The following is an 18,221-nucleotide window of genomic DNA, read 5'->3' as shown; positions in this document are numbered from 1 at the left end:
GTTCCTTTTACAGGGTGGGGGCCGTGACCGGCTTCTTGAGGATGCGCAGTGCAATCGCGGTGACCAACACGCCGGCCAACAGCGCCAGCAGGTAGACACCAAGATGGGTGACCGCGTTCGGGATCGGCAGCACGAACACACCGCCGTGCGGCACCTTCAATTCGACGCCTGCGGCCATCGAGATCGCACCGGCCACGGCCGAGCCGAGGATCAGCGCAGGAATGGTGCGCAGCGGATCGCGTGCCGCGTAGGGAATAGCCCCCTCGGTCACGAAGCTCAGGCCGAGCACGCCGGCGGCACCGGCGGTGCCGCGCTCCTCGGCAGTGAAGCGGTTGCTGAACAACCACGTCGCCAGCGCGATGCCCAGCGGTGGCGTCATGCCGCCGATCATGGTCGCCGCCATCGGCGTGTAGACCTGGCTGGAAATCAGGGCGGTGGAGAAGGCGTAGGACGCCTTGTTGACCGGTCCACCCATGTCAACGGCCATCATGCCGCCCAGCAGCAAACCGAGCAGGATCGCGCTGCTGCCCTCCATGCCGCGCAGCCAGTCGGTCAGCCAGGTCAGCAGTGCGGCCACCGGCGTGCCGATCACGTACATCATCAGCAGGCCGACCAGCAGCGTGCCCAGCACCGGCAGGATCAGCACCGGCTTGAGGCCTTCCAGGCTGCGCGGCAGGCGCAGCGCACGGTTGATCCAGTGCACGCCATAGCCGGCGATGAAGCCCGCCAGGATGCCGCCGATGAAACCTGCGTCCATGTTGACCGCAACCAGCCCGCCGATCATGCCGGGCGCGATGCCGGGGCGGTCGGCGATGGAGTAGGCGATGTAGCCGGCAAGCGCCGGCACCATCAGCATGAAACCGGACTTGGCGCCGATCTGGAACAGCGACCAGGCCAGCGTTCCCTTGTGGGCATCGTCGAAGGCATAGATGCCGCCGAGCGCGAACGCCAGGGCGATCAACAGGCCGCCGGCTGTCACGAAAGGCAGCATGAACGACACCCCGGTCATCAGGTGCTTGTAAGGGCCGGTGCTCTTGTTCTTTTCTGCGGTACGGCCCGAAGCCGCTGTCCCCGCGTGCACGCCGACCTCGGCCAGCGCCTTGCGGATCAGGTTCTGGCCGTCATTGATCGCCGGCTTGGTACCACTCTTGAACAGGCGCTTGCCAGCGAAACGCGCCAGATCGACTTCGCGGTCGGCGGCGATCAGCACCACATCGGCAGCGGCGATTTCCGCATCGCTCAACGCATCCTGCGCGCCGACCGAGCCCTGTGTTTCCACCCGGATCGCATGGCCCAGCGCTTTGGCAGCCTGTTGCAGGCCTTCTGCCGCCATGAAGGTGTGAGCGATGCCGGTGGGGCAGGAGGTGACGGCAACGATGCGCTTGCCAGCCCCGGTGGCGGGGACACTGGCCGGCGCGGCTGCGAGCGGTGCAAGCGCGGCGACCGGATCGTCCAATACCTCGCCCAGGCTGGCATGCACGATCCGGGCATTGCCGAAGCGTGCGATGTCTGCCTCGCCATCGCCCACCAGCAGCAGTTGGGTCGCGGAGGCGGCGTCCGAGGCGGGCAGCGCGCCGGTCACGCCCTGGTCGCTGCGGATTTCGATCATCAGCTCAAGCCCGCGCTGGCGGGCCGCGCGACGCAGGGCCTCGGCGGCAAGTACCGCCTCGATGCTGCGTTCGCCAGCGGCGATGACTACGGTGGAAGCGTGCATGGGAACTCCTGGAATGCTTCGGGTTCGTCCTTGCCGGAGGCATCGCGGGTGGCCCGAAGCCAACCGCTGCTCCTCCGGCAGGTGTTTCAATCCAACCGCTCGATCAGTACATCGCCGGCCCCGGCGCGCACCTGCGCCGGATCGAGCCGCCGCGCGTCTCCGCTATCCAGCCGGCTCATCGAGAACGCCGTGGCCAGTCGTGCACAGGCGGCCAGGTCGAGGGAGCGCTCCAACAGCGCGGCGGCGATGCCGGCGACCATGGCATCACCGGCGCCCACCGTGCTGCCCTGGGCCAGACGCGGCGGTCGCGCGACCAGTGCGCCGGCGCGATCAATGAACAGCGCGCCGTCGGTCCCCATGGAGATGGCGACGAGTGCGACACCGCGTTCGACCAAGGCCTGGCCTGCAGCGCGCAGTGCGCTGCGATCCGGCAGCGACGTGCCGGTCCAGGCCTCCAGTTCGTGGCGGTTGGGCTTGATGGCGTAGGGCAGCGCGCCCCGCGCGCCGTCCAGCGCAGCTGCAAGCGCATCGCCGCTGGTGTCCAGCAGCACGCGCGCACCGGCCGTTCCGGCCTGCGCCTGCAACCGCGCCCATGCATCGGCCGGTAGTCCGTGCGGCAGGCTGCCGGACAGCACGACCGGCAGGCCGGGCGCGAGCAGGGCGCCGAGCTGGCGCGACACCGCGTCCAGATCGGCAGCGTCCACGGCCAGGCCTGGCAGGTTGATGTCCGTCGTTTCGCCGTTGGCCTCTTCGACCAGCTTGATGTTGGTGCGGGTATGGCCCGGAACGCGCAGGCAGCCGTCAATGATGCCCCGCTCACGGAACAGCGTGCGGAACACGCCGTCGTTGCCGTCGCCCAGCACGCCCAGCGCGGTGATCGGCACGCCCCAGTCGGCCAGGCAGGCCGCCACGTTGATGCCCTTGCCGCCTGCGTCGTCGCGGGAGCTGCCGGCGCGATGCACGCGGCCTGGCTGCAGGCGGGCCAGGCGCACGGTCTGGTCGATGGCCGGGTTCAGGGTCACGGTGACGGCGCGGGCAGTCATGCGCGCGCTCCATCGAGGCCGCGCACCTGCTCGGCGGTTTCGCACCCCAGTGCGGTGCTGGCCAGCGCTTGCAGTTCGGTCATCGCGGTGCCACGCAGGCGCGCCTTCACCGCCGGGATGTCGTTCGGGGTCATCGACAGTTCGTCCACGCCCAGGCCAGCCAGCAACATGGCGCCGAAGGGATCGCCGGCCAGGCCGCCACAGACGCCGACCCAGCGCCCATGCAGCCGTGCGCCTTCAACCGTGGCGCGGACCGCGCGCAGCACCGCCGGATGCAGGCTGTCGGCCTCGGCGGCGAGTTCCGGGTTCTGGCGGTCGATCGCCAGCACGTACTGGGTCAGATCATTGGTGCCGATCGAGAAGAAGTCGGCATGGCGCGCCAGTACGTCGCTCTGAGCGGCGGCAGCCGGCACTTCGATCATGATGCCGATCGGCACCACCGGCGCCTCCAGCTCGGCACGCAGGCGCTCACAGATGGCGCGCAGTGCGACCAGCTCGGTCACCGACGTGATCATCGGGAACATGATGGACAGGCGTGCACCGTCCTTGGCGGCGCGATACAGCGCACGCAGTTGCGGCTCCAGCAGGTCAGGGCGGCGCAGCAGCAGGCGCGCGCCGCGCACGCCGAGGAACGGGTTCTCCTCGCGTGGCAGTTCCAGGTGCGCCACCTGCTTGTCGCCGCCGATGTCGAGCGCGCGCACGATCAGCGGGCGGCCGTTGAGTGCCTTGGCCATCGCCAGATAGGTGGTGTACTGCTCCTCCTCGCTGGGCGTACTGCCACGTTCGAGGAACAGGAACTCGGTGCGCATCAGGCCGACGCCTTCCGCACCCTGTTCCAGTGCCAGTGGCACCTGGTCGGGCAGGTTGACGTTGGCGCCGATGTCGATGCGGTGGCCGTCGAGGGTCTGGGCGGGTTGCGCGCGTTGCGCGGCTTCGCGCTCGCGGATCTGCTGCTGTTCGGCGATCCATTCGCGTGCCGAGGCGAGATCGGCTTCGGAGGGGGACAGGTAGAGCCGTCCGCTGCTGCCGTCCAGGATCGCTTCGCGGCCTGGCTGGATCGCCAACAGCCCGGCGCCGCCGGCCACCAGCGCTGGCAGGCCCAGCGTGCGCGAGAGGATGGCGGTGTGCGAGGTCGGCCCGCCCTGCGCGGTGGCCAGGCCGAGCACGCGACCGGTGTCGAGATTGGCGGTATCCGAAGGCGACAGATCTGTGGCGATCAGGATGCACGGTTGCGACGGCAGATCCGCCAGGCCACCACCTTCAGCAGAAGGGTCAAGCTGCGCCAGCACGCGTCGGCCGACATCACGCAGGTCCGCCGCGCGCCCGGCCAGCACCGGATTGCCCAGCGCCGCCAGCCCGGAGGCGATCTGCTCGATGGCCTGGTGCCATGACCACGCCACACCATGGCCTTCGACCATCAGTTGGCAGGTGCGGGTGATCAGGTCGGTGTCGTCGAGCAGCGCGGCCTGCGCCTTGAAGATCGCCGCATCCGAAGCGCCAAGGCGGCGCTGGGTGTCGTCCTGCAGGGCGGCCAGCTGCTGGCGGGTGCGGCCGAGTGCATCCTGCAGGCGTGCGCCGCCCTCGCCAAGCGGGGCAGGACGGTCGGTGACTTCCGCCTGCGTGCTGGCCAGCACATGCACCGGGCCGATCGCCAATCCGGGGCTGGCGCCGATGCCAATGATCGTCGCCTGCGCTTCGGGCGGTTTCCACCCGGCGACAGGGGCTGCTGCCTTGCGCTGGGCTGCACGCTCGGCATCAGCCCTTTCCTGTGCGACCAATCCATCCATGACCTTGCGCAGCGCAGCCAGCAGCGCGGGGGCATCGGCGCCCTCGGCAGAAACACGCACGGCATCGCCCTCACGCAGCCCGAGCTGAAGCAGCGCTACCAGACTCTTGGCATCGGCCGCCTGATCGCCTGCGCGGACCTGCGCGCGGGCTGCGAAGCCGCGCGCCGTCTCGGCCCAGCGCGTGGCAGGACGGGCGTGCAGTCCGTTGGGGTAGGCGATGGTCCATTCGAAGCGCTCGGCCAGATCCACCGCTGGCGCGTGGGTGGCGGCAATCGCAACATCGCCGGCCAGCGCGTTCACGATCTCGCCCGCCTCGGTGGTGGTGAACAGCCGCTGCAGCGTGGACTCGTCCTGGATCAGCCGGGTCAAGCGGCGCAGCACCGTGATGTGGGTATCCGACTGGGCAGCGATGCCGACCACCAGACGGGTGATCTGTCCCGGGTTCCATTCCACGCCTTGCGGCAACTGCAGCACGGCGATGCCATCGCGGTGCACCAGATGGCGGTCCTCGCCAAGCCCGTGCGGGATTGCTACGCCGTGTCCAAGGAAGGTGTTCGCCAGCGTTTCGCGCCGCCCCATGCTGGCTTCGTAACCCGGCGCCACGCAGCCGGACGCGACCAGCATCTGGGCGACCTGCGCAATGGCATCGGTCTTGTCCTGCGCCCGCGCGTCCAGGCGGATCAGTTCCCGGGTGGCCGGGGAAGGGGAGGTCTGGGGCGACAAAGGGGGCTCCGCGGAGGGGGTGGCTGGGACGTATTGGGAACGTTCCCACTCGCCATTTCAATGTGCAGTGCACAAAAATCCAATAGTCCTTTGGCGTTAACATGGTGCTGGAGGGCCGTCCGGCCCAGAAAAGCGCTCGATTCCGGGAACGTTACCAGTGAGCATCAGCATCAATGACGTCGCACGCGTGGCGGGGGTATCCAAGTCCACGGTGTCGCGGGTGCTCGGCGGCGGCCCGGTCAGCGAGGCCGTGCGCGGCCGGGTGGAGGCGGCGATCCGCCAGACCGGATATCACCCCAACCTGCAGGCAAGACGCCTGCGCGCCCGGCATACGGGCATCATCGGCCTGATCGTGGCCGATATCCGCAACCCGTTCTTTACCGCGCTGATCCGCGCCGTGGAGGAAGTCGCGTACCGGGAAGGCCTTCGAGTCACCCTCTGCAACACCGATGAGGACCCCGAGCGCGAGGCGCTGTATCTGCAGTTGATGCACGAGGAACGCATCAGTGGGCTGATTTTTGCGCCCACCCGGACCACGGTGGGGCGGCTGGACCGGCTCACGCTGGATTACCCTACGGTCCTGGTCGATCGTGCCGCACCCGGTGGCTCGATCGACAGCGTGGTCCTCGACAACGCAGCGGCGATGGCGGGCCTGGTCGAACACCTGGCCGAGCGCGGCTATTGCCGCATCGGTGGCCTGTTCGGCAGCACCAGTACCACCGCGGCCGAACGCCGCGACGGCTATATCGCTGCAATGCGCAGGCACGGGCTGGAACCGGACTACCGCGAGGTAGAGCCCACGGCCGAGGCCGCCATCGCAACAGTCGAGCAGTGGTTGACCAGTCCTTCGCGTCCCGATGCGCTGGTCGCCAGCAACAGCCTGCTGCTCATGGGCGCATTGAAAGCGGCCCGCAGCGCTGGGCTTGCGATTCCAGGAGAGCTGGCGCTGGCAGGGTTCGACAATGAGCGATGGACCGAACTGGTCGAACCCGGGGTTACCGTGGTCGAGCAGCCGGTTGAAGAGATGGGGCGAGCCGCGATGTCGCTGTTGCTGGAGCGCCTACGCATGCCGCAGCTGCCGGTACGCAGACTGGTGATGACGGGAAGGTGCGTGGTGAGAGGGTCAACGGCTGCGCGATAGTCCGGCGCCGCGCCTGCGGCAGTCGCAGTCGCAGTCGCAGTCCATGAGGCTGGCACTGGGGTGTTGGCGGGTCGCGCGTTGTCTGCTAAAAGCCATCTGGACACGCGGACCGGATGGATCATCGCCTTGTCAGAGCCTTATTCAGCGCTGTTGCGCCTGCAGTTGCGCCACGAAGATCTCTCCAGATGGCTGGCGGCGCCCCTGCCTTCGCCATCCCGATGGTCCGACTGGCGATGCATCGCTGGGCCGTGGCGCTTGGGCAACGGTGAATGCCTGGCGTCTTCAAGCGACGAGGCGTTGGATGAACTGCTCATAGACTGCCAGGCCCTGCTGGCCCGCTACCCCGACAATCGCGCCGCATTGAAGGCCTTCCTTGCATCCGCGCAGGCCGAGAATATCCAGGTTGCCGCCTATGACCGCACTGGTACGCACTTTGTTGCGGGATCGCTGACGTATTCGGAAAGCCTCTACGATCTCATCGCGTTTCTGGCTGTGGCACGGGGCGCGGCCGATTTCCTGAAGGCGGGCGACCATGGGGTGGCACTGGTCCACGACTATCTCTGGGCAGAGGAAGGTGAGCGCGAGACCGTTGCCGCGATTGCCCTGGCCGGCCAGGGGGAATCCGGATTCCTTTCTTCCACGGACCTGGATACCGCTGCCGCGCCCTTCGACGCCTTGGTGGAAGCCATGCTGGAAGCTGAGGACGACCCGGCGTTTCAACCACGCAACCAGCTTGATCAACTCTGACCGGCGCCGCGTGGAATCCAGAAAAACGACAGCCAGGACCCCGATATGAAAGGACATCAAGCCCGCCGCGCGCACCGCCGCATGCGTTGGCTCCTGACACTGTGCCTAGGCGCCCTGGTGGGACCCGCCGTGGCAGGCACAACGCAACCGGAACGCACCTGGTTTGTCAGTGGTGCGGAGCTCATCACGCTGCTGCAGGGCAAAGGCGCTGACGGGTTCTGCGATGGCGAACACTGCCGGGGGCTGTCCAGCGCCCGGGCCAGCAGCTATATCCTAGGTGTCGCCGATGCCAGCCGCGGTCAGTGGTGTGGGCAGGGCCGGATCCTTCCGCATGAACTGGTCGATCAGGTGTCTTCCCATCTCCGGCAGCTGCCCCGCGTGCGATTGCAACAGGATGCGTCTCCCCTGGTTGTCGAAGGGCTGCGCGCGGCGTTTCCCTGTGGTCGCGGCACATCGCCTGGTGGCAGTGCCGAGCCCGGCAAGGCACGCTGAGACGCGTGGGCTGGGCGTTGGCAACGCGGGCTGCAGCCTGCGTAATGAACACATCGGTGTTCTGCACGCTGGCGACACGATGCATTCACGACCGCCGACCCCCGCGCCCGCGACACTGCATGCTCCTTTCTCCGCATGAGGTGCCCCATGGCTACCTGTGATGTCTGCGGCAATGACTACGACAAGAGCTTCACCCTCCAGCAGGGTGGACGCAGCGGCACCTTCGATTCGTTCGAGTGCGCCATCCATGCGTTCGCACCACGCTGCGCACATTGCGACTGCGCGATCATCGGGCATGGCGTTGAAGGAAACGGTCATATCTTCTGCTGCGCACATTGCGCCGGTCACGCCGGTGTAAAGGGAATCGCAGACCGGGCCTGAGCCCGCTCCGGCCGGTCATGCCGGGACCAGCGAGGCGAGCCGCGCGACCCGGGCCGCGCCCGAATCGGCGAGCAGCGCCATCGCACGCTGTTTCCGGGCCGGCGTCCCCGCCACAGCCTCCCGTGCCACCACTACGTCGAATTCCCTGGCGTTGGCGTCCAGCGCGGTAGCCAGGACACATGAATCGGCCGTCATCCCACCGAGCCAAAGGCTGCGCACGCCAAGCTTCGCCAGCAGAATCGGCAACGGGCTGGCCAGGAACGCCGAATGCTTGGGCTTGAGCACGAAGTAGTGGCCGGGCAGGGGAGAGAGGAGGTCGGCAATCCGCCCGGCCGGTCCTCCATCCCGCTGGCACTGTGCTACCTGCTGGCGGAAGTCACGCTTCCAGTCGGAGAAGTTGTCATTGGCGTAGATGACCGGCCATCCGTGGCCATCAAAGTGGTCTCTCAAGCGTCGGATCTGTGCGGCCGCCCGCTCCGCTGCTGGTGCCAGCGCCTGCGCGCCCGGGAAGTCGAAGCGACTGAACATGTCGATGATCAGCAAGGCGGTTGACGGAGCATTTCCCATGGTTCAATCCCCTGTCTGCGCGTGCGGAGCTTCGACCGGCTTGGATTGCGGTGAGTCCTTCTGCCGCAGGAAGATCGTAAGTACAACCAGGGACAGCACCGCAAGAAACTCACTCTGCCAGTTCTGCATCGACTCGAACCAGAACGTGCTGCTGCCCAGATGCTCCAGGAAACCCGGCACCGGCAACCCTTGCAACTGCTGCTCGACCTGATCGGCGCGCCAGCTACCCAAGGCGTGCAATGTAAAACTGAGCAGGAACAACAGCCCGAAGGCGATCGCAAGCGAGTGAGCGTAGAGCACCTTCCATGCGCCGCCGCGACGAACCGGCCACGGCGCAGGTCCCGGCTCCACGCGGTTCTGCTCCTGCGCGGGGTCCAGCGGCCGGGATTCGGCTGATCCACGCTGGCGCAGGGTGACGGTCAGAAGAACGTACATCCCCATCTGCAGGAACTCGCTCTCCCAGTTTTCGAATGTAGCGCTGACAAAATGCCCGGTCGCCAGGTAGTGCCACAGGTCGACCGGCGCGCGTCCGTGCTGGGTCAACTCCTGATTGTGCACGTGATGTCCCGCAACTGCCTGCCCGGCAATGAAGACGACAGTGAGTGCAAGCAGTACCAGCGAGAGACCGTTGCGTTTCCACATGCAACACCTCGTTCAGGCCGACCAGAAATCGTGCATGCAGCTTGCGCCGGCAGCGCACCATGACGCGTGAATCCGGCGCATCCAGGATGTGAGGCGGCCTCAACGCTTGCCCGTCGGATCGGGGTCGGGACGTTCGTAGTCCTCGGGTACGGCCTTGGGGCCATCGCCGTCGTCCGGCATGTCGTGCGCCTTCCACTTCGCTCGATCATTGCGCCGCTCGTCCGGGGTGTGCGCCTTCGATTGATCGTCCACGTCTGTTGTTGGATTGAAAGGCAGCTCGTCGTTCATGCTGGGCTCCTGTGGCGGGTGTTCGCAGCGTGACCCGGTCGGGGTTAACGCTACGACGCCGCGGAATGAACGCTGTGCACACCTGGATGTCACCGGGGCGGGAGGACGTCCCTGCGATGCTGTCGTTCCGATCTTCTGGAGAAGCACGATGCAGGCATTGACCTATCACGGCCGCAAGGATGTGCGCGTCGAGACCGTGCCGGACCCGGTGCTGGCGGCTGAGGACGATCTGATCCTGAGGGTTACCGCCACCGCCATCTGTGGTTCGGACCTGCACCTGTATCGGGGCAAGATTCCCGATCTGCACGACGGCGATGTGCTGGGCCACGAATTCATGGGCGTGGTGGAAGAGGTCGGCAGCGGCGTAACGCAGGTGAGGCCGGGTGATCGCGTGGTGATCCCCTTCGTGATCGCCTGTGGCGAGTGCTTTCACTGCCGGCTGGCCGAGTATGCCGCCTGCGAGACCACCAACCCGGGCAAGGGCGCTGCGCTGAACCAGAAGGGCCTCCTGCCTCCGGCGGCGTTGTTCGGGTACAGCCATCTGTATGGCGGCGTGGCAGGCGGACAGGCCGAATTCGTGCGCGTGCCCAAGGCGAATGTGGGCCCACTGCGCATTCCGGAAGGCGTGGCCGACGAACAGGTTCTGTTCCTGTCGGACATTCTGCCCACCGGCTATCAGGCCGCGCTGAACGCTGGGGTCAAGCCGGGCTCGACAGTAGCCATCTTCGGTGCCGGTCCGGTGGGACTGATGAGCGCGGCCTGCTGCCGGCTGCTGGGTGCGGAGACCATCTTCATGGTCGACCATCTTCGCTACCGCCTGGACTACGCGCGCCGTGCCTATGGTGTGACGCCGATCGACTTCAAGGAGATCGAGGACCCAGCCGACTACATCCTGACCCAGACCAGTGGGCGCGGCGTGGATGCCTGCATCGAGGCCGTCGGTTTCGAGGCCGAGGGCAGTGCCCTGGAGTCAGCGCTGACCGCCGTGAAACTGGAAGGCAGCAGCGGCGTGGCCATCCGTCAGTGCATCGCAGCCGCCCGCCGCGGCGGCGTGGTCAGCATTCCCGGTGTCTATGCCGGTTTCATCCACGGGTTCCTGCTGGGCGATGCGTTCGACAAGGGGCTGACATTCAAGATGGGACAGACCCACGTGCAGGGACTGATGCCGGAACTGCTGGACGCAATCATCGAAGGAAAGCTGGATCCGGGGGACATCATCTCGCACCGGATGCGCCTGGCCGATGCAGCGCAAGGCTATGCGATGTTCGATGCCAAGGACGACGACTGCCGCAAGATCGTATTGACACCCTGAGCGAGCCGTCATGAGCGGGATTGTCATGGCCTGTGTCTACGCAGTCTGGTTGACCGCCGGTGCGCTGGACTTCCACTTTCACCGGCGTACCGATCTGCCGCACACGTCCGCGATGCGCGAGAGCCTGCTGCATGGGCTGCAGCTGCTGCTCATCGGCAGCGGCGTGCTGGCGTGGCTCGTGCTGGAAAGCACGTGGTTGCTCGTCACGCTGCTGGCAGTCCTGGTCATCGCGCATGCAATCGCCGGCTACCTCGACACCGTCAGCGCGGACGGGCGGCGACGCATCAGCCCGGCCGAGCAGCACGTGCACAGTGTGCTCGACGCCGCTCCCTGGGTGCTGCTGGGCGGAGTGGCGTGGCAGGCCGAGCCTCGTTGGGCAGTCAATGTGGCACCGGCAGCACCGGCGCTGTGGGGGTTTGTATCGCTGCCGGCGCTTGGCCTGGTGGTGTTGCCATGGCTATGGGAACTGCGCCAGTGCGTGCGTGCAAGCGAACAGCGCCAGCGGTGACCGCGTGAGGAACACTGCGCCAGGTATTCATGTGGCCGCCACATCGCCAAGACAGTGATGTGACCGCAGGGCGCCTACGTTCATGACCTATCTTCATTGCAGACCGGCCATGCAGGATGTGACGTCGCCTTCTTCGCTGTTCAACCGCGCGCGCCAGGTTCTCGCCCAGCAGCCCGCGCTGCCTTTGCCCGGAAGTGGCCACACGCTGCAGCGTTGGCGGGCGCTGGCGGCGTGGGGGGCAGAGGACCTCTGCTTGGCCAAGGTACTGGAAGCGCATTACGACGCCCAGGCGATCATTGCCGAGCTGAACGCGCCTAGGGTTGCTGAAGGGCAGCTGCTGGCGGTGTGGGCCGCAGAAGGCCCAGCCAACACCCTGCGCATCGACGCCGGCGGTGGACTGTATGGTGACAAGCCCTGGTGTTCAGGCAGCGCGTGGGTGGATGCGGCACTGGTAACCGTGCGGAACACACACGGCGTGTGGCTGTGCCATGTGCCGGCGGAGCATTGGTGCACGCTTTCGGGTGAGCCCTGGCCGGCGGCTGGCATGGCCGGCATTCCGTCCACGACGGTGCGCTTCGACGGCGCACCGATGACGATTCTGGGACCGCGCGACGCCTACCTGCAACGGCCGGGCTTCTGGCATGGCGGAGCCGGTATCGCGGCGGTCTGGTTTGGCGCAGCGGTGGCACTGGCTCAACGCATGCGGCCGGCCTGCAGCGACGGCAACCGCGCACGGCTGCTGGGTGCAGCGGACCTTGTGCTGGGGCCGGCTGCGGCGCTGCTTCGCGAAGTGGCCGCACGCATCGACGACGCGCCTCAATCGGCGCATCGGGAAGACGTAGTGCGGCTGCGCTGCGTGGTCGAACGGGCGGCGACGCGCGTCCTGGACCTTGCAGGCCGGGCGCTCGGTCCGGCGCCGATGTGCCTGGAAGACGGTCACGCCCGCCGCTGGGCGGACCTGACGGTGTTCCTCAGGCAGTGCCATGCCGATCGCGATTGGCAGTGGCTGGGTGAGCAGCGGGCAGCCGAGGAGACCGCATGGGCGCTGTAGCCAGCACACCCCTGCAAGGACAGGGAACTCAGGAACAGGCCTGGCTGCGCTGCGATTGGCTCTGGCAGCAACCGTCCACGCCCGCCCGTTCACTGTGCGCCGGCCACGACCGCCTTGTGGTCGTTGCGCCGCATCCCGACGACGAGATTCTTGGCTGTGGTGGGCTGCTCCATCATGCCGCGGCACAGGGCATGGAGGTTGGCGTCATTGCCGTGACCGATGGTGAAGCGTGTTATCCGGGTGAACCGTGGTGGACACCGGAGCGCCTGCGGTCGGCGCGTCGGGCAGAGCTTGCTGCGGCATTGGCGGAACTTGGGATTGCGGCCGACGCGACGTTTCATCTCGGCATCGGCGATGGCGCGGTCAGCAAGCACGAACAGGGCCTGCAGGACTGGCTGCAGCAGCACCTGCAGCCGGGCGATCTGGTACTGGCGCCCTGGCGCTTCGATGGGCATCCCGATCACGAAGCGGCAGGGCGTGCAGCCTGCCGCGCCGCGCGCGCAGTGGGTTGCCGTCGCCTGGAGTACCCGGTATGGGGCTGGCACTGGCTGGATCCGGCCTGCGCGCATATGGCGTGGGAGTTCCCGCAGCTTGTCGACATTTCCGCAGTGGCGTCGGTGAAACGAAGTGCGATCGCCCGGTTCCGGACGCAGACGGGCAACGTGCCGGGCCTGAACAGCCCGCCGGTGCTGCCTTCCCATGTACTGGCCCGATTTTTCCGCGATTACGAGGTATTTCTGGCATGAGCGCGCAACCGTACTTCGATGAACTGCATGAGCAGGAAGACCCTTTTGGCTACCGCAGTCGGTGGTATGAAGAACGCAAGCGTGCGTTGCTGCTGGCCAGCCTGAGCCAGCGCCAGTTCAATCGTGGCTGGGAGCTGGGATGCTCCAACGGCGTGCTGACCGAGGCCCTGGCGGCCCGCTGTGAGCGCCTGCTGGCCACCGATATCAGCCCGCGCGCAGCGTTCCGGGCCCGCCGCAACCTGGCCCACCTGCCGCACGTGCAGGTCCACTGCGCCAGCCACCCCGAGCAATGGCCGCCGGGGCGCTTCGACCTGATCGTCTGCGGTGAGATGGGCTACTACCTGGGGACGAGCGCCCTTCGCGAGCTGCGTGCCGGAATCGATCAAGCACTTCGTGACGACGGATTGCTGGTCGCCTGCCATTGGTTGCCCTCGTTCCCCGGGCGGGTGAGCCGGACCGAAGTCGTGCATCGGTGCCTGGGCCACGGCCTGCACGAAGCCTTCCACTATCGCGATGCGGACTTCGTGCTGCAGGGCTGGACGCGCGGCACGCTGTCACTGGCCCGCAACGAGGGCCTGCGGTGATAGGCGTTCTGGTCCCCGCGCACAACGAGGCAGCCAGCATGGCGCGCTGCCTGCAATCGATCCGAAGGGCGGCCCTGCACCCGGGCCTGGGCGGCGAAGCGGTCGAAGTGGTGGTTGCACTGGACGCTTGCTCGGATGCGACGGCGTCCATCTGCCACCAACAGCGCGTCGGCATTGTGCGGCTGGATGCACGCTGCGTGGGGATTGCCCGCGCAGCGGCCGCCGTCGAGCTGCTGGGTCGCGGCGCCAGGTGGTTGGCCAGCACCGACGCTGATAGCGAGGTCCCTGGCGACTGGTTGGTTGGACAACTGGAGCAGCCGTGTGACGCCTTCTGCGGACTGGTGGACATTGCGGCGCGCTGCCCGTCCGAACATCGCCTGCGCAGGGTATTCCAGGGGCGGCAGCAGTGGGGGGAAGGTCACGGGCGCATCCATGGTGCCAACCTGGGTGTCTCTGCCCATTTCTATCGTGCGGTCGGCGGCTTTCCTGCCTTGCGCTGCGGGGAAGACGTTCAGATGGTGAGGGCGCTGCAGGCCTGCGGCGCGGATGTACGCTGGGCCGGTGCTCCCGTCGTCTTCACCAGTGCGCGTCTGGAAGGGCGCGCCGCAGGGGGATTTTCAGCCTATCTGGCGGAAATGGGGGCGGCGGGTGCCCCTGCCGTGCTGACCGGGCCGGCCATTGCGTAAACACCGGCCATTTCGCCGCACCGCAGCAGGGGGGCGCGCCGTCAGGCGTCTCCGATTCAGGCCGAATCCCATGAAACCCGGGCACATCGGCCGATATGTGACGCGCTCCCTGTACGCGTTTACGGCGCGTGAACGCTGCCGACCTTAGATTGATCGGCTCGGAGAGCAGGAGCGGCCGATGCCGAACAGCGCGATTGTCTACGCCAGCCGGGCTGCCCCCGGGTTCACGCCGGAACGCCTGGCTGCACTGATGGAAGATGCGGCCCGCTTCAATCGATCAGCGGGCGTGACCGGGGTCCTGTTGTTCGACGGGCAGCGCTTCCTGCAATACATGGAAGGCCCCGCGGACGGGCTGGATGTTGCCTTCTCCCGCGTAAGCGGCGCCCGCAGCCACACCGAACTGACCGAACTCGGGCGTGGCCGTGTCGGGCAGCGGCGGTTGCCGTTCTGGCCGATGCGCTGCCTGTCGGTCAGCGCGGGCGAGCTGCAGAGGATCGCCCTTGCTGACTGGAGCCGTTTCATCCAGCGGGCGGTAACGAGCCAGGACGAAGCCGAAGCGATGGAGAAGCTGCTTGCAGTCGTTGAGCCCTACGCGAACGCCGCCTGAAGTGCGGGACGGGTGCTAGCATGTTGTGCAGCTGATCACACGCCGCACAGTGTCCTGCAACTGATCGATGTGGAATGGCTTGGTCACGAAGGCGGCGCGGCGGTGGCGCTGTGGCACCAGCTGGTCATAGACCGCAGAGACGAACAGAAAGGGGATGCCAAGTTCCGCCAGGCGATCAGCGACTGGAAATACCACGCCGTCTCGAAGCTCGACGTCCAGCACGGCGCCGTCGAACCGCTGGGTATCCAGCAGTCCCAGCGCGTCGAACACGCTGTAGGCGTGTGTCACCTGGTCGCCAGCGTCCTCAAGTGCATGTTCCATCAGTGCTGCCAGGTCGAGCTGGTCTTCCACCAGCAGCAGGTTGCATCTGCGCTGGCTCAATCCGGATTGCATGTGTGCAGCCTGTGTTGCTTCGGGAACGCCAGTCTGTGCTGTGAAGCATCAATACGGTGCGTGCGGCTTGTCAGCCCGGCGCGAAGCCCGTGAAGCGCGCTTCCAGCACCGTATATGCAGCGTGCAGGGCCGGATGGAGTTTGTTGACGGCGCCTTGGCACGTGCCATGGATACTGCCGCCGTCCCCCGCATCGGAGCTTTTCTCATGCCGCTATCCGGAACCGATTCTGCTTCCCCCCGCGTGCTGCGTGTCGAGTGCATGCCGCTGGACTGCGGTGGCACGGCCGTCGTAGTGGAACTGGACCGCATGCCTGAACGGACGTGGATGAAGTCGCTCAAGCGGGCGCTGCAGGCCGACGATGTCCTGGAGGACGCGCACGCCAAGTTCGATGGGCGCTTCGTGTATGTCGTGGGCGTGGAAGGCGGCGCTCACCGTATGCAACATCGTGTGGTACAGGCGCTGGTGGCAGCGGACGCTCCGCGCGCTCCGGCTGGCAGCCTGCGAAGTCGAGCCGGCGGCACGGCACTGTCCAGCCCGATGCCCTGAGCGCAGACCAGGGCCATCCCGAAGTCCGTAGATGCTATCGCTGCATCAGGGCTGCGTGCAGCGCACACCTTGGGCGGTTCACACCTCCCGACGAGGCGGTCCCCTGCTGAGGTGGCTGCGTACCGGTCGCGCCGGACATTGCGGTGGTCTGCGGCTTGTGCCCGATCAGCGCGTCATGCCCAAGCGGCGTGGACGCGCCGCAACTCGACGCAGCCTCCACACCGGACTCACCGCGCGTACGACCGGCATCGCTAAGGTAAAGCGGTCCGCAACCATCGGTGGTGCCATGCCTCTTCGTGCGATTGCCTACGTGAGTGAAGCCTCCCGCAACCTGACCGCAGCGCGGCTGCAGCAGCTTGTGGCCGAAGCGGTGCAGTTCAACGAATCCGTCGATGTCACCGGCACGCTGCTGTTCGATGGCTCGCGCTTCCTGCAGTATCTGGAGGGCCCGGAGGCCGGGATCAATGCGGCGTACACGCGCATTCTCGCGGCCTGCAGCCACAGTGGGATCGTCGAGCTGAACCGGGGCAGGGTGGGGCGCCGACAGTTTCCGCACTGGCGGATGCGTAGCGTGCGGGTGGACGAGCTGGCGCTGGGAAAGATCGCCATCTCCGACTGGACCGGCTTCGTGCGCAGCGCGTCGGCGCTCGACTCGGGCAAGAGTGCACTGGATCGTCTGCTGTCGATTTCGCAGTCGCACACGGAGGCAGGTGCGGGCGGCATCACCGAACCGGACGGGCAGCTGGCACGATGAATGCCACAGCCGCCCCGGTTGCGCCCGCCCCACCACGCGTCGGTTGTGCGGGCTGGTCGCTGCCGCGGGCGGTTCACGAAGCGTTCGGCGCGGGCGACAGCGCACTGCAGCGCTATGCCACACGCCTGCCGATGGTGGAGATCAACTCGTCCTTCTATCGACCGCACCAGCCCAGCACCTACGCGCGATGGGCGGTGAGCGTTCCGGAGGGCTTCCGGTTCGCGGTGAAACTGCCGCGGGAGATCAGCCATGAGCGCCGGCTGCGCGATGCGATGCAGCCGTTCGAGCAGTTCCTGGATGGCGTGCTGGAGCTGGGTGGAAAGCTGGGGCCGCTACTGCTGCAGTTGCCGCCAAGCCTGGTGTACGACGCGGCCACGACCAGGGAATTCCTGCGGGGCCTGCGTTCACGCACCCAGGCCGATGTGGCGTGCGAGCCGCGCCACCCGAGCTGGTTCACGCCGGAAGTGGATGCACTTCTGAGTGCGCATGGCGTGGCACGGGTCGCTGCGGATCCGGCACGTGTGCCGGTTGCAGCGATTCCCGGCGGTGACCGCACGTGGAGCTACTGGCGCTGGCACGGCCAGCCGCAGATGTATCGCAGTGCGTACAGCGAGCAGAGCCTGGCGGAGCTGGTGCAGCCGCTGCGGCGCGAAGCCGATGCGCAACGGCCGGCCTGGTGCGTACTGGACAATACCGCACTGGGCCATGCCACCGGCAACGCGCTGCGCCTGCAGGCGCTGCTGCAGGAGAACGCACATGCCTGAAGGCCCTTCGATCGTGCTGTTGCGCGAAGCCGCAAGCCATTTCAAGGGGCACGTGGTCCGCACCGTGTCCGGTAACAGCCGCATCGACCTGTCACCGCTGCAGGGCCGCAGGGTCAAGGCGGTCCGCAGTTGGGGCAAGCACTTCCTGCTGGAGTTCAGCCGCCACACGCTGCGCATCCACCTGATGATGTTCGGCAGCTGGCGCATCGACGAACGGAAGCCAGGCCCGGCGCGGGTATCGCTGGTGTTCGACAACGGTGAGCTGAACTTCTACGCGTGCTCCGTGCGCCTGATCGACCAGCCGCTGGACGACATCTACGATTGGCGTGACGTGATGAACGAGGCCTGGGATCCAAAGCTGGCCCGGCGCAAGCTGAAGGCCATGCCGGATGTCATGGTCTGTGATGCGCTTCTGGACCAGACCGTCTTCGCCGGCGTGGGCAACATCATCAAGAACGAGGTGCTGTTCCGGATAGGTGTCCATCCGGCCAACCGGCTGGGCGACCTGCCGCCACGCAGGCTTACCGCCATGATCGAGCAGGCCCGCGCCTACAGCTTTGATTTCCTGGAGTGGAACCGCCGTTTCGAACTGAAGAAGCATTGGCAGGTGCACACGAAAAAGGTCTGCCCTCTGTGCGGCGGCCCGATCAGCAAGCTCTACCTGGGGACCACACGGCGGCGCACGTTCTTCTGCCCGAATGATCAGGTGCTGTACGGGCCCTGACGCGGCCATCCGTGGCCGCC

Annotated in this window: 22 protein-coding genes; 15 read left to right on the top strand and 7 right to left on the bottom strand. The window is 66.9% G+C overall.

Features of this window, described 5'->3' with window-relative positions; all coding sequences use genetic code 11:
• Positions 1 to 7: 7 nt before the first annotated feature.
• From ACM0PB_RS14965 to ptsP, 3 genes are all read right to left on the bottom strand, one after another.
• The gene (locus tag ACM0PB_RS14965; RefSeq protein ID WP_414604431.1) at positions 8 to 1,714 is read right to left on the bottom strand and encodes a PTS fructose transporter subunit IIC; all 1,707 of its coding nucleotides are present in this window, start codon (positions 1,712 to 1,714) and stop codon (positions 8 to 10) included.
• An 86-nt stretch (positions 1,715 to 1,800) separates the two neighbouring features.
• Positions 1,801 to 2,757: a 1-phosphofructokinase family hexose kinase gene (locus ACM0PB_RS14960; protein WP_065186396.1), complete on the bottom strand. Its 957-nt coding sequence runs from the start codon at positions 2,755 to 2,757 to the stop codon at positions 1,801 to 1,803.
• Positions 2,754 to 5,267 (bottom strand): phosphoenolpyruvate--protein phosphotransferase, encoded by a 2,514-nt coding sequence (gene ptsP, locus ACM0PB_RS14955; protein WP_164230096.1) that lies wholly within the window; start codon positions 5,265 to 5,267, stop codon positions 2,754 to 2,756. The genes ACM0PB_RS14960 and ptsP overlap by 4 nt, the downstream gene beginning before the upstream one ends.
• A gap of 157 nt (positions 5,268 to 5,424) precedes the next feature.
• Between ptsP and ACM0PB_RS14950 the strand changes: the two genes are divergently transcribed.
• The 4 genes from ACM0PB_RS14950 to ACM0PB_RS14935 all read left to right on the top strand — a co-directional run bounded on the left by ACM0PB_RS14950 (position 5,425) and on the right by ACM0PB_RS14935 (position 8,028).
• On the top strand, positions 5,425 to 6,408 hold the full coding sequence (locus ACM0PB_RS14950) for a LacI family DNA-binding transcriptional regulator (RefSeq protein WP_065186758.1): 984 nt from the start codon (positions 5,425 to 5,427) through the stop codon (positions 6,406 to 6,408).
• Positions 6,409 to 6,534: 126 nt separating this feature from the next.
• Positions 6,535 to 7,155, top strand: a complete 621-nt coding sequence (locus ACM0PB_RS14945; RefSeq protein WP_231109150.1) for a hypothetical protein — start codon at positions 6,535 to 6,537, stop codon at positions 7,153 to 7,155.
• A gap of 45 nt (positions 7,156 to 7,200) precedes the next feature.
• Positions 7,201 to 7,647: a Rap1a/Tai family immunity protein gene (locus ACM0PB_RS14940; RefSeq protein ID WP_235646763.1), complete on the top strand. Its 447-nt coding sequence runs from the start codon at positions 7,201 to 7,203 to the stop codon at positions 7,645 to 7,647.
• 147 nt (positions 7,648 to 7,794) lie between these two features.
• The gene (locus ACM0PB_RS14935) at positions 7,795 to 8,028 is read left to right on the top strand and encodes a metallothionein (RefSeq protein ID WP_061478271.1); all 234 of its coding nucleotides are present in this window, start codon (positions 7,795 to 7,797) and stop codon (positions 8,026 to 8,028) included.
• Between the two features lie 15 nt (positions 8,029 to 8,043).
• On the opposite strand, the gene ACM0PB_RS14930 is transcribed toward ACM0PB_RS14935, so the two are convergent.
• From ACM0PB_RS14930 to ACM0PB_RS14920, 3 genes are all read right to left on the bottom strand, one after another.
• Positions 8,044 to 8,595 carry a cysteine hydrolase family protein gene (locus tag ACM0PB_RS14930; protein ID WP_164093098.1) on the bottom strand — a complete coding sequence of 184 codons (552 nt, stop codon included), beginning with the start codon at positions 8,593 to 8,595 and terminating at the stop codon, positions 8,044 to 8,046.
• A 3-nt stretch (positions 8,596 to 8,598) separates the two neighbouring features.
• Complete coding sequence (locus ACM0PB_RS14925) at positions 8,599 to 9,237, bottom strand: DUF6766 family protein (protein ID WP_065196298.1); 639 nt, start codon at positions 9,235 to 9,237, stop codon at positions 8,599 to 8,601.
• A 99-nt stretch (positions 9,238 to 9,336) separates the two neighbouring features.
• Positions 9,337 to 9,525 carry a hypothetical protein gene (locus ACM0PB_RS14920; protein ID WP_065196297.1) on the bottom strand — a complete coding sequence of 63 codons (189 nt, stop codon included), beginning with the start codon at positions 9,523 to 9,525 and terminating at the stop codon, positions 9,337 to 9,339.
• 148 nt (positions 9,526 to 9,673) lie between these two features.
• On the opposite strand from ACM0PB_RS14920, the gene ACM0PB_RS14915 reads away from it, so the two are divergent.
• The 7 genes from ACM0PB_RS14915 to ACM0PB_RS14885 all read left to right on the top strand — a co-directional run bounded on the left by ACM0PB_RS14915 (position 9,674) and on the right by ACM0PB_RS14885 (position 15,019).
• Positions 9,674 to 10,837 carry a zinc-dependent alcohol dehydrogenase gene (locus ACM0PB_RS14915; RefSeq protein WP_065186753.1) on the top strand — a complete coding sequence of 388 codons (1,164 nt, stop codon included), beginning with the start codon at positions 9,674 to 9,676 and terminating at the stop codon, positions 10,835 to 10,837.
• A 10-nt stretch (positions 10,838 to 10,847) separates the two neighbouring features.
• Positions 10,848 to 11,345 (top strand): hypothetical protein, encoded by a 498-nt coding sequence (locus ACM0PB_RS14910; RefSeq protein WP_414604430.1) that lies wholly within the window; start codon positions 10,848 to 10,850, stop codon positions 11,343 to 11,345.
• 109 nt (positions 11,346 to 11,454) lie between these two features.
• Positions 11,455 to 12,396 (top strand): acyl-CoA dehydrogenase family protein, encoded by a 942-nt coding sequence (locus ACM0PB_RS14905; protein ID WP_414604429.1) that lies wholly within the window; start codon positions 11,455 to 11,457, stop codon positions 12,394 to 12,396.
• Positions 12,384 to 13,142, top strand: a complete 759-nt coding sequence (locus ACM0PB_RS14900; RefSeq protein WP_065196296.1) for a PIG-L deacetylase family protein — start codon at positions 12,384 to 12,386, stop codon at positions 13,140 to 13,142. The genes ACM0PB_RS14905 and ACM0PB_RS14900 overlap by 13 nt, the downstream gene beginning before the upstream one ends.
• Positions 13,139 to 13,726 (top strand): class I SAM-dependent DNA methyltransferase, encoded by a 588-nt coding sequence (locus ACM0PB_RS14895; protein WP_065196295.1) that lies wholly within the window; start codon positions 13,139 to 13,141, stop codon positions 13,724 to 13,726. Before ACM0PB_RS14900 ends, ACM0PB_RS14895 begins: the two co-directional genes overlap by 4 nt.
• Positions 13,723 to 14,412, top strand: a complete 690-nt coding sequence (locus ACM0PB_RS14890) for a glycosyltransferase family 2 protein (RefSeq protein WP_005416574.1) — start codon at positions 13,723 to 13,725, stop codon at positions 14,410 to 14,412. The genes ACM0PB_RS14895 and ACM0PB_RS14890 overlap by 4 nt, the downstream gene beginning before the upstream one ends.
• A 178-nt stretch (positions 14,413 to 14,590) precedes the next feature.
• On the top strand, positions 14,591 to 15,019 hold the full coding sequence (locus ACM0PB_RS14885) for a BLUF domain-containing protein (protein WP_005416573.1): 429 nt from the start codon (positions 14,591 to 14,593) through the stop codon (positions 15,017 to 15,019).
• A 15-nt stretch (positions 15,020 to 15,034) separates the two neighbouring features.
• Here the strand turns inward: ACM0PB_RS14885 and ACM0PB_RS14880 are convergent, their stop codons facing one another.
• A complete protein-coding gene (locus ACM0PB_RS14880; protein ID WP_032954170.1) occupies positions 15,035 to 15,412 on the bottom strand; it encodes a response regulator in 378 nt (125 codons plus the stop codon).
• A gap of 166 nt (positions 15,413 to 15,578) precedes the next feature.
• Here ACM0PB_RS14880 and ACM0PB_RS14875 point away from each other — a divergent pair, with 166 nt between their 5' ends.
• The 4 genes from ACM0PB_RS14875 to ACM0PB_RS14860 all read left to right on the top strand — a co-directional run bounded on the left by ACM0PB_RS14875 (position 15,579) and on the right by ACM0PB_RS14860 (position 18,201).
• The gene (locus ACM0PB_RS14875) at positions 15,579 to 15,959 is read left to right on the top strand and encodes a hypothetical protein (protein WP_229765966.1); all 381 of its coding nucleotides are present in this window, start codon (positions 15,579 to 15,581) and stop codon (positions 15,957 to 15,959) included.
• Positions 15,960 to 16,245: 286 nt separating this feature from the next.
• Positions 16,246 to 16,713 (top strand): BLUF domain-containing protein, encoded by a 468-nt coding sequence (locus tag ACM0PB_RS14870; protein WP_005416570.1) that lies wholly within the window; start codon positions 16,246 to 16,248, stop codon positions 16,711 to 16,713.
• Positions 16,710 to 17,477: a DUF72 domain-containing protein gene (locus tag ACM0PB_RS14865; RefSeq protein ID WP_164230088.1), complete on the top strand. Its 768-nt coding sequence runs from the start codon at positions 16,710 to 16,712 to the stop codon at positions 17,475 to 17,477. The genes ACM0PB_RS14870 and ACM0PB_RS14865 overlap by 4 nt, the downstream gene beginning before the upstream one ends.
• A complete protein-coding gene (locus ACM0PB_RS14860; RefSeq protein WP_414604428.1) occupies positions 17,470 to 18,201 on the top strand; it encodes a DNA-formamidopyrimidine glycosylase family protein in 732 nt (243 codons plus the stop codon). The genes ACM0PB_RS14865 and ACM0PB_RS14860 overlap by 8 nt, the downstream gene beginning before the upstream one ends.
• The last annotated feature ends 20 nt before the right edge of the window (positions 18,202 to 18,221 follow it).

The sequence above is a fragment of the Stenotrophomonas sp. AR029 genome, assembly GCF_047520695.2.
GTDB classification, from domain to species: domain Bacteria; phylum Pseudomonadota; class Gammaproteobacteria; order Xanthomonadales; family Xanthomonadaceae; genus Stenotrophomonas; species Stenotrophomonas sepilia.
The sequence above is the reverse complement of the archived record's forward strand: the minus strand, read 5'-3'. Positions and strand labels throughout refer to the sequence as shown.

What these genes read in the sequence shown, in the direction of transcription:
- ACM0PB_RS14965 (WP_414604431.1), bottom strand. Translation starts at nt 1,714, where the DNA reads ATGCACGCTTCCACCGTAGTCATCGCCGCTGGCGAACGCAGCATCGAG.
- ACM0PB_RS14960 (WP_065186396.1), bottom strand. Translation starts at nt 2,757, where the DNA reads ATGACTGCCCGCGCCGTCACCGTGACCCTGAACCCGGCCATCGACCAG.
- ACM0PB_RS14940 (WP_235646763.1), top strand. Translation starts at nt 7,201, where the DNA reads ATGAAAGGACATCAAGCCCGCCGCGCGCACCGCCGCATGCGTTGGCTC.
- ACM0PB_RS14935 (WP_061478271.1), top strand. Translation starts at nt 7,795, where the DNA reads ATGGCTACCTGTGATGTCTGCGGCAATGACTACGACAAGAGCTTCACC.
- ACM0PB_RS14930 (WP_164093098.1), bottom strand. Translation starts at nt 8,595, where the DNA reads ATGGGAAATGCTCCGTCAACCGCCTTGCTGATCATCGACATGTTCAGT.
- ACM0PB_RS14925 (WP_065196298.1), bottom strand. Translation starts at nt 9,237, where the DNA reads ATGTGGAAACGCAACGGTCTCTCGCTGGTACTGCTTGCACTCACTGTC.
- ACM0PB_RS14920 (WP_065196297.1), bottom strand. Translation starts at nt 9,525, where the DNA reads ATGAACGACGAGCTGCCTTTCAATCCAACAACAGACGTGGACGATCAA.
- ACM0PB_RS14915 (WP_065186753.1), top strand. Translation starts at nt 9,674, where the DNA reads ATGCAGGCATTGACCTATCACGGCCGCAAGGATGTGCGCGTCGAGACC.
- ACM0PB_RS14910 (WP_414604430.1), top strand. Translation starts at nt 10,848, where the DNA reads ATGAGCGGGATTGTCATGGCCTGTGTCTACGCAGTCTGGTTGACCGCC.
- ACM0PB_RS14905 (WP_414604429.1), top strand. Translation starts at nt 11,455, where the DNA reads ATGCAGGATGTGACGTCGCCTTCTTCGCTGTTCAACCGCGCGCGCCAG.
- ACM0PB_RS14900 (WP_065196296.1), top strand. Translation starts at nt 12,384, where the DNA reads ATGGGCGCTGTAGCCAGCACACCCCTGCAAGGACAGGGAACTCAGGAA.
- ACM0PB_RS14895 (WP_065196295.1), top strand. Translation starts at nt 13,139, where the DNA reads ATGAGCGCGCAACCGTACTTCGATGAACTGCATGAGCAGGAAGACCCT.
- ACM0PB_RS14885 (WP_005416573.1), top strand. Translation starts at nt 14,591, where the DNA reads ATGCCGAACAGCGCGATTGTCTACGCCAGCCGGGCTGCCCCCGGGTTC.
- ACM0PB_RS14880 (WP_032954170.1), bottom strand. Translation starts at nt 15,412, where the DNA reads ATGCAATCCGGATTGAGCCAGCGCAGATGCAACCTGCTGCTGGTGGAA.
- ACM0PB_RS14875 (WP_229765966.1), top strand. Translation starts at nt 15,579, where the DNA reads ATGGATACTGCCGCCGTCCCCCGCATCGGAGCTTTTCTCATGCCGCTA.
- ACM0PB_RS14870 (WP_005416570.1), top strand. Translation starts at nt 16,246, where the DNA reads ATGCCTCTTCGTGCGATTGCCTACGTGAGTGAAGCCTCCCGCAACCTG.
- ACM0PB_RS14865 (WP_164230088.1), top strand. Translation starts at nt 16,710, where the DNA reads ATGAATGCCACAGCCGCCCCGGTTGCGCCCGCCCCACCACGCGTCGGT.
- ACM0PB_RS14860 (WP_414604428.1), top strand. Translation starts at nt 17,470, where the DNA reads ATGCCTGAAGGCCCTTCGATCGTGCTGTTGCGCGAAGCCGCAAGCCAT.